Origin of the sequence: Carnobacterium sp. 1290_CSPC, assembly GCF_001053265.1 — a bacterium.
GTDB classification, from domain to species: domain Bacteria; phylum Bacillota; class Bacilli; order Lactobacillales; family Aerococcaceae; genus Aerococcus; species Aerococcus urinaeequi.
Map to the genome: position 1 here is coordinate 19,757 of NZ_JVVG01000052.1, position 11,297 is coordinate 31,053.

The following is an 11,297-nucleotide window of genomic DNA, read 5'->3' on the forward strand; positions in this document are numbered from 1 at the left end:
ATGAACTTCGTGTTGGTTTGGATATCATTCATCTAAGCAAATAAACGCCTCTCACGATTCATTAATATACTATAGTTTAACATTATTTATTAGAAAAAGGGTAGTTTATTTCTAATAAAAATGAGATTAAGTCTCATTTTACTGTTTTTTGCTTTTTTATAAATAAATAAAAAGTGTTGTCCAAAATAGACAACACTTTTTGAAATATATTTAGTAACTAGCGCTTACCAATTTTTATAGGAAACCTGCAACGATTGGTACTAAAATAGCAATCACAATACCAGATACTACCATGGCAATACTTGACATTGCCCCTTGTAACTCATTAGTTTTCATCGATTCTGCAGTACCCATAGCGTGACTTGAAGTACCCATAGCTAAACCACGCGCAAAATATGAATCAATCTTTAGAAGTTTGAAGATCCATTCGTTCACCACAACACCAAAGATACCCGTCAAAACAACTGAACCAACAATAATCGGTGTAACACCACCAATAATCTTCGTAATATCAATAGCAATCGCTGTGGTTACTGATTTAGCTAATACTGAACGTAAAATTTCTTCGTCCATATTAAAGATAACAGCGACAATCAAAATACTCACAATTGCTGTAATCATTGCTGAAACAACAGTAATGATAATTGTCCAGAAGTTTTCTTTTAAAATATGGCGTTGTTTATATACTGGAATGGCTAAAGAAATAGTCGCTGGTGTTAAAAGATAAGACACAAAGCTGGCACTCTCTTGGTAAACAGGGACATTTACCTTGCCAACAACTAAGATAGCAATAATTAAAATAACTGCAATTAACAATGGATTGGCAATAGGTGTTTTTAATTTCTTGTTTATCCACATGGCAATCATATATACGCCTAGTGTTAGGAATAAGCCAAAAGACGGTAATAAATCAAATAAACTATTCATTATTTTTTTCCTCCGTTCTTAGCATCCTGACGTTTTTGTAGCGATTGTGCCACAAGACCAGCAACAGCCATTACAAGGACAGTTGTCACGGAAATTATCACTGACCATGATAATAAATGCGGCTGTAAACTTGCCCAAGAAGTAATAAAACCAGCACCAGGCACTACGAACATAGCAGGCATCACGGCAATTAACCATTCACCTACATTTTCAACTTGTTCCAACTTAATCACACCAGTCATTAAGCAGATAAATAATATAACCATGCCGTAAATCGAGGCTGACAAGGGTAAAGGTAATACGTGTGATAATACTTCAGCGATTAAAGTAATCACAATTATAATAAAGGCTTGCTTAAAATACTTCACTTTTTTAACGCTCCATTCTGTTTAGTTTCGGTAAAATTCGTTAAACCATTTTGGCTTTGCGATGATGCATCACGAGGTTAGCATACTCATTTTTGATTGCATGAAAGTCGTCAACTTTTAACCACTCATACATTTTACCACCATACATCGTCAATTGTTGTTCAGCAACCGCTGTCCCATCATGCTTTAAGTTAGCGTAATGGTAAACGTAGGCACTAGCTTTCTCTCGATTTAGATTAAAATAATCCATCATAGTGCCCACGATATCATCCAATTGCCCATCTGATAAGGTCATATGTAGGGCTTTATTTCGCATATTTACGAAGCCAAATAATAAACCTGTATTAAGAAAGATTTCTACATCCGATAGATTATCTGCATCGCTTGTATGCATTAAATCTAATAGTTTTAGCATATCCACTTTTTCAGCAGATAATTGTAAGCTTTCAGCCATGGCATTCTGGGTTAATGTTGCCGTGGCCTCATTAAAATGTTGTACGAAGGCTTTTGACGAAAGTGGTAAGTCTTTATAGTTGGGTGCCGGTACTACTCTTTCGAAAGTATCGTTGTACACGAAATACTTGCTGCCATCTTTACTGGCTAGCTGAAAATCAGCTCCTTCTGGATACCAATAAATACCCGCTACAGTTGGTTCCAATTCTGCAATTTTATTAATATCGACAAGAAGTACGCTCTTTCCGTCCATAATTTCAGTTTGCGTATCCGTCGCAGCAAAAAAACGCCAACCACTATCACTTGGCATCAAGCTCTTTTCACGGAAGGCCCATAATAATGGTTGCTTACCTTCAAGTAGTGCTACCGAAGCTAAACAATTACCGCCGTTTGGAATCAATTGCTTGGTCATATTTATCCTCCGCATATTGTTGTAGATCAAATGTTGTTGTTGAATAGATTTGTCTGTATTCATTTTAGCATAAAAATCGGCAAAAAATAATCATCCATTTGCCGAAAATGTACGGTTTATAATGGTTGTTAGCGTTTGTATAAAATCAGTTTCCTGATCAATCATTGGGGTATGCCCAGCATCCGGTATAATGATCATTTCTTTTGTCGGTGCTTGAACTCTTTCAATCATTTTTTCTGACTGACTTCTTGGTACTTGGATATCATTTTCCCCAGAAATCAGGTAAACAGGCATACTGAATTCGAGGTCCCTTGCATATATGTCTGTCGCTAATAACTCTCGATACAAGCGCTGGTTGAGTAACATACGGTCAAGCATTTCCCGGTCACCTGCCGATAATTTATCCACCTGATTGGTTAACAATAAAGGCAAATATTGGACAAAATCAGCTGTTCCAAACCCTAATTCACGCTGAACTGACCGTAAAATCGCCGCCTCATAAGCTAAAGTCAAAAAATTTTCCGTGTTAGGATAATCAGTTGAAATCTCACTTAATTGATCAAGTAAATCTTGATGCCCTAAACTTGTCGCCAATTCTCGCGTCTGACTTAGAGCCACTGCCTCATCCTCAACTGGTGTGACCACTTGCCCAATGCCCACATAAAAAGCCACATCATCCGGATGGTCAAGCACATAGGAGGCCCCTAACGCCGACCCCCATGAATGACCAATAATGCCCACTTGATCAACCCCATAACGTACCTTGGTATATGCAACTAAATCTGTTAAGGAAGCCTGTAAATCGCCCATACTGGGTTCTGCATTTGAATTGGCTTCATAAGTTTGACCCGCACCAATCTGATCCCAAAAAAGTACATTCACCTGATCAGATAAACCAACCAAAGTATCTGCTTGGTTTGTATAAGAAAAGCCAGGTCCCCCATGGAGGAAAATCGCCACCGGTAAGCCTTCACCCTGACCTACCTCATACACATACTGGTCTAGGCCATTCAAACGCAGAAAATGACTCTCTTGAATGCCAGAATCTCTTAGCTCAACTGCAGGCAAATCAGCCAGTTTTGCATTAAATTGACTCAATGCCTCTTCTCCATTAGCCTCAAAATCTTCCGTGAAAAGGGATGGTTCTTCATCCAAGCTAGCAACCTCCTCATCCACATTCAGCGTATTCAAATCTACACTTTTATCCTGGTAATTTAACCCACAACCAGTAAGTACAACACTGGTTACCAACAACACAAGCCAGTTTTTCATACTATCTCCCCCTCTTTTCTATCATTATATAGAAAAAAACGCAGTGACAAATCACATACGCCCTTAAAATGAAATAGTAATCAATTATCAGCTTTTTTCTAGTTATTAGGAGAAGTGAGCCTAATCTATTTAAGTTTTTTCTCGATTTTCTTTTCAGTTTTCTTCGCTACTTTAGGTATAACACGGTAGTTTTTCCGGATAAATTTTGGAAATTTTTGTTTATTAATAATTTGCACAAAAGTATCAGATGTATAAACCGCAAGCGCAATAGCCAAGGCAGTAAATAGCGTACCTCCTAGTTCAGTAAAGCCTTGGGCCGTGTCCCCTTGAATAAAGGCTAATGCCGTCCGGTACATGCCACCTCCTGGCACAAAGAGAAAGAAGGCTGGAATAAAGAAAACTGTTACTGGCTCTCGAAAAATACGCGCATACATCTGGGAAATTAAGGCAATAACCAAGGAACCAAAATAAGTAGCCATTATTTCTGAAAAACCACCAAGATGTATACTTATCAGATAACTACCCCAACCAGCAATATTAATGAGTGGTGTCCAAAATAGAACTTTTCGTGGTCCTTCAATCGTTAAAATTGCGAATAAACCTACCCCATAAGCACCTATTAATTGTAAAATTATATCCATTACCTTCATTAATATAAACCTCCAATCAAGGCAAGACCCAGTGCTGCGCCTAAGGCAATCATTAAGGCGTTCAAAAAGGCTTCTGTTGCTCTAGAAACGCCCGCAATATAGTCCTCATGGAAAATATCACGTAAGGAGTTAGTTAAGGCCGTTCCTGGAACCATTGGCATCAATGTAGAGATAATGACAATATTGATATCTGTATTCGATAATATATAGGCTTGCATTAAATAAGCAGCCACTGTTACAACAAGCGCTTGAATAATATTTGAAAAACCTTCACTAATATAGTATTTATCCACTAGACGGTATAATAAGGCCAAAATTAAACCATTAATTGAAGACATGATCAACTCGTTAATACCTCCCCCAAAAAGGAAAGAGAAGGCTACAGCTAAACCAACTACCCCGATTGATACTTGCAATTTTGAATATTGAGGCTTCTGGAACCGAATAACCTGTAACCGCTCATAAGCTTCGTCAATTGAAATATTACCTGAAGTCAATTCACGTGAAATATGATTCACTTGGGTAATTTTATTTAAATTGTTAGAACGGCGTGTAATTCTCTTAATACCAGTAAACCCAGAACCTTCAAAAGATGGGTCATCAAGGGTCATATAAAGACCTGTTGAAAGAGAGATTGCCACTGCATATGCTGCATTTGATGTTGTTAAAATACGGTTCATCGTATCTTCAACACGATATGATTCTGCGTTGCTTTCTGTCATTATTTGCCCGGCTAACAGGGCAGTTTCTAAAATTTTCTTATTTAAATCTACCATTTTGACCCACCCTTTCTCATAATCCACGGCTATTGTACCATAGGTCATCAAAGAATAAAGATGCTACCTTCCATGTAAATGTATCCTATTTCAACCTGTCTTCTAACCCAAGTCAGGTCATATTTATGCTATAATTGCCCCGACTAATTAGATGAAGGAGCAATTAATTATGATTACCATGGCAGGCATGATCGGTGTTGGTAAGACTACTTATACCCAACATATGGCAAACATGTTTCAAGCAGAACCACTTTTTGAAGAGGTATCAGAAAATCCAATTTTGGATGCATACTACAGCGAACCAACGAAATATGCTTTTTCACTGCAAATTTACTTTCTAAACCAACGCGTTAAAAGCATTAAACGCGGGATGAAATTTGACCGTGCAATATTAGATCGGTCAATTTATGAAGATGCTTTATTCACTCAGGTAAATAATATTAACGGCAATATATCAGATGTAGAGTGGCAATTGTACCAAGATTTATTGGCTAATATGATGGACGATGTTCGTATTATTTCAGAATCAACCAACCAATCACCAGAATTACTTGTCTACTTACATGCACCTTTCGATTTAGTCCTTGAGAAAATCAAGCGTCGTGGGCGCCCATACGAACAAGTAGAAGGTCGACCAGATTTACTAGCCTACTATAAGCAACTACACACCCTATATGATGAATGGTACGCAAACTATGACCATTCAGCTAAAATGGCCATTGATGTTAGCAAATTTGACATTTTATCAAATAAGGATCAAGAAATCGTTGCGAAAAAAATTCAAGATAAGTGGGCAACACTCCAAAAGAATTGATCATTATAATTATTACCACTTGAGCTTTTTTTACTTTGTTAAATCACTTCCATATAAATTCTAATAGCCACGGGAGTTGTGGTGCGGTAAATAATATATGAACTTACCTTAGAATATATGGTTAACATGCCAATATTAGCTTGTTAACCAATATAATGGAAATTGTTCTTTAATATTGATCAGTTAAATATCATATAATGCATATCCTTTGCATGCAATAAATATATCCTTTATGATATATTTATCAAAACTTTAAGGAGGCTATAAATTATGGCAAAAATTGCAACTGTATTAGCAAACTTATTTGAAGACTCTGAATATATTCAACCAAAGAAAGCTTTAGAAGCAGCAGGACATGATGTAGTAACTATTGGTATTAAGGCTGGCGAAACTGTTCAAGGTAAAACAGATGGAACGGAAGTAACCATTGAAAAAGCTATTGATGAAGTAAAAGCTGAAGAATTTGATGCATTGTTCATTCCAGGTGGTTACTCTCCTGACCAATTACGCGCAGATGAGCGTATGTTAGACTTTGTGCGTCATTTCGATAATGATAATAAATGGATTTTCACCATCTGCCATGGTCCTCAATTATTGGTAAATGCTGAAACCTTAAAAGGTAAAGACATTACCGCAGTCAAACAAGTGGCAATTGATGTAAAAAATGCTGGTGCCAATTTCTATGACAAAGAAGTTGTAATCGATGAAGCTGGTAAATTAATTTCAAGTCGTACGCCTGAAGACTTACCTGCATTTGATCAAGCAATTGTCGATGCATTGAAATAAATTCTAAAATAGCTAAAAGCAAGCGTTACATCTGAACAGGTGTAGCGCTTTTTTTATAACACTTTTTATAGAAAAAAACTACCTCGCTAAAGGTAGTTTTTTGTGCCTTCAACTTATTAGCCAAATGTTTTCTTGACCCGTTGAATATAAGGCACTTTGTCTATTCTGACCAGGACTAGGTAGGCAATTAATGACCCTGATAATGCCCCTAAGATAAACCACGGTGTATAGACAAACCAATACATACCTTGGGCAGACCCTGTAAACCAGACCATGATTGGGTAAGAGAGTAAGGACCCAATCAAGCCTGTTCCAATAAATTCGCCTATTATGGCACCAAGATATGTATTCATCCATTTATAACCCACACCAGCCAAAAAGGCCCCAAATACGGCACCAGTAAGTGCTAGCGGTGGAATCCCAAACAAGATCATCCGGAGAATCCCACATGCGAGTGCCATCACTGTCCCATATATGGGACCCATCAACACAGCAGCAATCACATTCATGACACTAGACATTGGGGCAATCCCTTCCACCCGAAATAGTGGTGAAAGGACAACATCCATGGCTATCATCATGGCTAAGATCGTCATTTTTTGTACTTTATTATTTGTCATCATGTTGGATACCCTCCGGCCAAGTTTCAAAATTAAAAGCCATTTCCCAGAAATTAAATTCCATTCTAGCACTTATGACAAATGCGGAAACCATACTATCCTTTTCTTCCTGACTAGACTCAGCGTACAGACGGTTCAATAGGGCACATTCCTTTTCGATAGCCTCACTTGCTTCTTCCCCACCGTATGTCTCAATCCATCTTTGGTAGATTGGGACAGGTGACGTCACATTTAATTGTCTTAACCGTTGACCAATTTCAAAATACAGCCAAGAACATGGCAATAAACTAGCCGCCGCAATCGCATCATTATTTTCCACTAACTGCCGGTACATATGTGACACATAGTGGTAAGCAGTTGGCGCAACGCCGGTTCCTTTTAATTCGTCATCCGTTACCGCCAATTCTTCAAAAAAGTTGGCACGAATCGCTAATTCACCTTCCGCTAAATGGCCGGCATTTTCAAGCATCTGCGTCTTTAATGCAGGCTCTTCAGTAATTTCCGCGACTTTCTTATACAGTGCTGAAAAGTGATGCAAATAATAAGCATCTTGGATCAAATAGTAACGGAAGTTTTCAATAGGTAACGTCCCATCTTGTAGCTGCAAAATAAAAGGATGTTTGAAACTGCCCTCCCAAAAGGGTCTCGTTTGACTACGGGCGATTTCAGTAAAAGTCTTTTCCATTAAATCATATTCTCCAATCTCATAATCATATTGCCGACGATAATTAAACTCATGCATAAAACAATAGCTGGTGTAGACATTTTCCAATGACGGTACTGGTGGCGAGGCTGGTCTTCAGAGAAACCTCTAGAATACATGGCTTCTGCGTACCGATCCCGCCAATTGAGGGCTAGAAAGATCACTTTCACATAATAGAGAGATGACCATGGATATAATTTCTTCCCCCTTAATAAACTGGCATCATGCATACTCTTGATTTCCCTTTGAATTTCAGGCACAGCATGTATCACAACCAACAATCCATAGATAAAAATAGCCGGTACTTTATACTGTTCAAAAATTAGTAAGCAGTCTTGTAAATCAACGGCAACCATAAATCCTATTCCTAAAGCCGCAAAGGCATAGGTTCTAGTGAATAATACCCAAGCGTCATCTAGGCCACTTCCTTGGATATAGACCGACCAAAAAGTGGTGATGGCAGGAATAAAAGGTAGGGCTAACAAAAATACCAGTACGCCAAACCGTTTTTTAACAGCTAAGTAGGTCACAACCATCAATAAGACATAAATATTCAGCCAAACCGAATAGGTAAAAGATATTTCAATCGTGAACAAGAATACCAAGGCCAGAATAGCTGGAATCGCTGTTTTCTTCTCTTCCATCAATCATCAAACCTCCTTCAGCACTTGATTGGACAAGTGAATATGATGATCACTTACACTTTCCAGCGGACCAAGGCGATGAGACACAATCAAGAAATCCGTATCTCTTTTCTTGTCTTCAATCCAATCCGCAAAGTAATCACTGGCTTTCAGGTCCAAACCCGCAAAAGGCTCATCCAGCATTAAAAACTGGTGGTCTAGACTCAACAAGGCGATTAATTGCACCATCTTCTTCTGCCCCTCGCTTAAATGATATAAACTTCGGTCTAAAACGTGGCTGATATGCAAGTCTTCAAGTGCCTGCATCTGTCGGTCACGAATTTCACCAGCATCTTCATTTGGAAACCGTAACTCACTCGCTACTTCCAACGTCACAAATTGTTGGGCTGCATCTTGAACAGCCAAGGTGAGTGATTCGTATAAGCTTTTCTTGCCCCAAAACCTTGAAAGTCTCCGGTCCTGAAACCGCATCTTGCCCTTGTAAGGGTGTAACTGGGCCATGGCCTTTAACAAAGTCGATTTCCCCGCCCCATTATCGCCAGTTAGGGTGGATACCCCGTTTTGAAAAATGAATTTTTCTTGGTGAAGCAGGGTTTTATCGCCTTGTTTGATCGCAATATTTTCCAAGGTGAAAGCTGATTCGCTGCTAGCTTGACCACTAGTCAACAATGGAATAGGCGCTTTTTCCGGCAAGGTGGTTACATCTGCTTCAGAAAGTTGGCCGCCTCGCATGATAAAGAATCGGTTGATGAACCCCTTATAGTCAGTCAACTCATGGTCTACCACCACGATCAACTTGCCTTGCTGTCTTAATTTCGCCAATACGTTAATCAAGAAAAGTCTAGAGGCTGGGTCAATTGATGCAAAGGGTTCGTCTAAAAAGAAAACTGGTGGATTGACTGCAATCAAGATGGCCAAGGCCGCCCGCTGCTTCTCCCCACCTGACAGGGTCATCAAGTCTTGCTCTAATAAATGTCTGATACCCAAATCGTCAACCGCTTGATTTAAGCGTACTTTGGCCTGATCATAAGGCAGACCGCAATTTTCTAAGGAAAAGAAGCATTCTCGTTCCAGGGTTCGCATGGTAAATTGTTGACCCGGATTTTGAAACATCAATCCGATTTTCTGAGCTTTTTCTGGAATAGTATAGTCTGACATCCGCTGGCCATCCACTACAACATTCCCTTGAAAACTTGCACCATTGAAGCCCGCTATGGTATGAATGAAGGTGCTTTTCCCGCTACCACTATCACCTGTCAGTAAGATAAAATCGCCTAGCTGCCAATCACAAGAAACCCTGTCTAGGATGACGGTTTCATTTTTCCGGACGGTCAAGTCACTAATTTGTACTAAGGCACTCATTGGGCAAGTCCTTTGGCTTGGACCCTGTTGAATAGGCTAACGATTTGTTTAGTTAAAAAGACACCGAAAAATGTCACTGAAATCAAACGAACTAAGAATAAAGCCACGACAAAACCAAGGCCATAAGTCGCGTAGCCAAATTTGAAGAATTCAAAGGCAAAACTAAATACCGTTGTCCCAATGGCACCATAAACTAAAGTAGTCGTATCATAGCGTTCGTATTTGGTAACAAAGAAGCCCGCTTCAGTACCTAGTCCTTGAATTAAGCCAGAAAGTAAAACGCCAGCCCCAAAATATGACCCATATAGCATCTCGGCAAGGGCGGCAAAGACCTCACCTAACAAGGCACTACCCACTTTCGGGATCAACATACCCGCCACTGGCGCTGCAATCGTCCACATACCAAATAGGATTTCATTGGCAAATGGCGTTAAACCAAACGGTGTTAATAGGGACACTAAAATGGCATATAGGACACCAGCGCCCATAAATACGGCTCCAAATAAGAAAGCTAGAAATGCTAAAAAGATGACGTCGGGCAAGGCCCATTTAAATTTTTCCATCAAAAAAACCCCTTTTCCTATATTTTAAAAATAGAGGCATAAGGGGTGAGCAAAGGCGAATTCGCTTCTTGTTTTAAACACTTTAATAAACTATCCAGACACACTTGGTCCGATAGTTTCCGTATCATAAACATTTTTACATTTCCCTTCGCCAGTATTAACTGTGTCAGGTTCAATGGGTATAATCTCAGCTTTCGGCACCCCAAATGTCACTACTATATGAATGTATCTCCGATACTAACACATCGATTTAGAAAATGAAAGCGGCAATTTATATAATGTTTTTCAATTACAACAGAAAATAGCAGTATAATGCATATAACCTTGCATCATTTTTTATGATTTTCTTACTTTATTAGAAATATCAAGGAAGTAAAAATAGCGGATATATCCGTCTATCAATTTAAATAAAATAGAACTGAGATATAGTATTACGAAGGAGCGAAAGAGATTAAGATTATTGATGTTGATGTATTTCAGAGCGAACTCAATAAGACTATTCCCTTAGAGTATATTGGTCGAGTTCTGTACACCGGTGAATCATTTGGTGTAGATTCAATTACAGATGGTCAAAAATATGATGTCGTTAGAGATTCGTTTATATTTTAAATTACTCAATATTTCTCAAACTTTATATAAAGTATTTTCGCTACTTTTCAAATTCAATCCAAAAAGGCGCTAAATCAATATTATCAAAACATTGATTTAGTGCCTTTTTTTAATGGACTGGCAGGGGCTCGAACCCTGGACCCACTGATTAAGAGTCAGTTGCTCTACCAACTGAGCTACCAATCCAAATGTAAATTTTATCTGCAATAGTGAAAGTTTACGCCCATTTTTGGGAAAAATCAAGGGTTTGAACTCAAAAATCGCATTTGGTTTTTTTATATCTTAAATTGTCAAATTAAGTGCAACACAGTTTTATAAAAGATTTCATAAGGTGTTTT

Annotated in this window: 13 protein-coding genes, 1 tRNA gene and 1 riboswitch; of the genes, 2 read left to right on the top strand and 12 right to left on the bottom strand. The window is 38.6% G+C overall.

What is annotated here, in order from left to right; genetic code table 11:
• Positions 1-234: 234 nt before the first annotated feature.
• From AC973_RS04100 to AC973_RS04125, 6 genes are all read right to left on the bottom strand, one after another.
• Positions 235-927, bottom strand: coding sequence for an LrgB family protein (locus AC973_RS04100; RefSeq protein ID WP_048727658.1), 693 nt, complete (start codon positions 925-927; stop codon positions 235-237).
• The gene (locus tag AC973_RS04105) at positions 927-1,295 is read right to left on the bottom strand and encodes a CidA/LrgA family protein (RefSeq protein WP_048727662.1); all 369 of its coding nucleotides are present in this window, start codon (positions 1,293-1,295) and stop codon (positions 927-929) included. The genes AC973_RS04100 and AC973_RS04105 overlap by 1 nt, the downstream gene beginning before the upstream one ends.
• A 40-nt stretch (positions 1,296-1,335) precedes the next feature.
• On the bottom strand, positions 1,336-2,223 hold the full coding sequence (locus AC973_RS04110) for an immunity protein Imm33 domain-containing protein (RefSeq protein WP_225968929.1): 888 nt from the start codon (positions 2,221-2,223) through the stop codon (positions 1,336-1,338).
• Positions 2,224-2,250: 27 nt separating this feature from the next.
• The gene (locus tag AC973_RS04115; protein WP_048727670.1) at positions 2,251-3,432 is read right to left on the bottom strand and encodes an alpha/beta fold hydrolase; all 1,182 of its coding nucleotides are present in this window, start codon (positions 3,430-3,432) and stop codon (positions 2,251-2,253) included.
• A gap of 125 nt (positions 3,433-3,557) precedes the next feature.
• Positions 3,558-4,073: a threonine/serine exporter family protein gene (locus tag AC973_RS04120; RefSeq protein WP_225968930.1), complete on the bottom strand. Its 516-nt coding sequence runs from the start codon at positions 4,071-4,073 to the stop codon at positions 3,558-3,560.
• A gap of 8 nt (positions 4,074-4,081) precedes the next feature.
• Positions 4,082-4,858 carry a threonine/serine ThrE exporter family protein gene (locus AC973_RS04125; RefSeq protein WP_065419860.1) on the bottom strand — a complete coding sequence of 259 codons (777 nt, stop codon included), beginning with the start codon at positions 4,856-4,858 and terminating at the stop codon, positions 4,082-4,084.
• A gap of 151 nt (positions 4,859-5,009) precedes the next feature.
• On the opposite strand from AC973_RS04125, the gene AC973_RS04130 reads away from it, so the two are divergent.
• Both AC973_RS04130 and AC973_RS04135 read left to right on the top strand, forming a co-directional pair.
• Complete coding sequence (locus tag AC973_RS04130) at positions 5,010-5,672, top strand: deoxynucleoside kinase (RefSeq protein WP_182023568.1); 663 nt, start codon at positions 5,010-5,012, stop codon at positions 5,670-5,672.
• Between the two features lie 270 nt (positions 5,673-5,942).
• Positions 5,943-6,458 carry a type 1 glutamine amidotransferase domain-containing protein gene (locus AC973_RS04135; protein WP_048727681.1) on the top strand — a complete coding sequence of 172 codons (516 nt, stop codon included), beginning with the start codon at positions 5,943-5,945 and terminating at the stop codon, positions 6,456-6,458.
• 116 nt (positions 6,459-6,574) lie between these two features.
• Here the strand turns inward: AC973_RS04135 and thiW are convergent, their stop codons facing one another.
• The 6 genes from thiW to AC973_RS04165 all read right to left on the bottom strand — a co-directional run bounded on the left by thiW (position 6,575) and on the right by AC973_RS04165 (position 11,145).
• Positions 6,575-7,078 carry an energy coupling factor transporter S component ThiW gene (gene thiW / locus AC973_RS04140; RefSeq protein WP_048727695.1) on the bottom strand — a complete coding sequence of 168 codons (504 nt, stop codon included), beginning with the start codon at positions 7,076-7,078 and terminating at the stop codon, positions 6,575-6,577.
• The gene (gene tenA / locus AC973_RS04145) at positions 7,068-7,763 is read right to left on the bottom strand and encodes a thiaminase II (protein ID WP_048727685.1); all 696 of its coding nucleotides are present in this window, start codon (positions 7,761-7,763) and stop codon (positions 7,068-7,070) included. The genes thiW and tenA overlap by 11 nt, the downstream gene beginning before the upstream one ends.
• A complete protein-coding gene (locus AC973_RS04150; protein WP_048727687.1) occupies positions 7,763-8,425 on the bottom strand; it encodes an energy-coupling factor transporter transmembrane component T family protein in 663 nt (220 codons plus the stop codon). The genes tenA and AC973_RS04150 overlap by 1 nt, the downstream gene beginning before the upstream one ends.
• Positions 8,426-8,431: 6 nt before the next feature.
• A complete protein-coding gene (locus AC973_RS04155) occupies positions 8,432-9,787 on the bottom strand; it encodes an ABC transporter ATP-binding protein (protein WP_048727690.1) in 1,356 nt (451 codons plus the stop codon).
• A complete protein-coding gene (locus AC973_RS04160; RefSeq protein ID WP_048727693.1) occupies positions 9,784-10,350 on the bottom strand; it encodes an ECF transporter S component in 567 nt (188 codons plus the stop codon). The genes AC973_RS04155 and AC973_RS04160 overlap by 4 nt, the downstream gene beginning before the upstream one ends.
• Before the next feature lie 126 nt (positions 10,351-10,476).
• A riboswitch (TPP riboswitch) is annotated at positions 10,477-10,565 on the bottom strand.
• Positions 10,566-11,072: 507 nt separating this feature from the next.
• Positions 11,073-11,145, bottom strand: a tRNA-Lys gene (locus AC973_RS04165).
• Positions 11,146-11,297 lie beyond the last annotated feature (152 nt).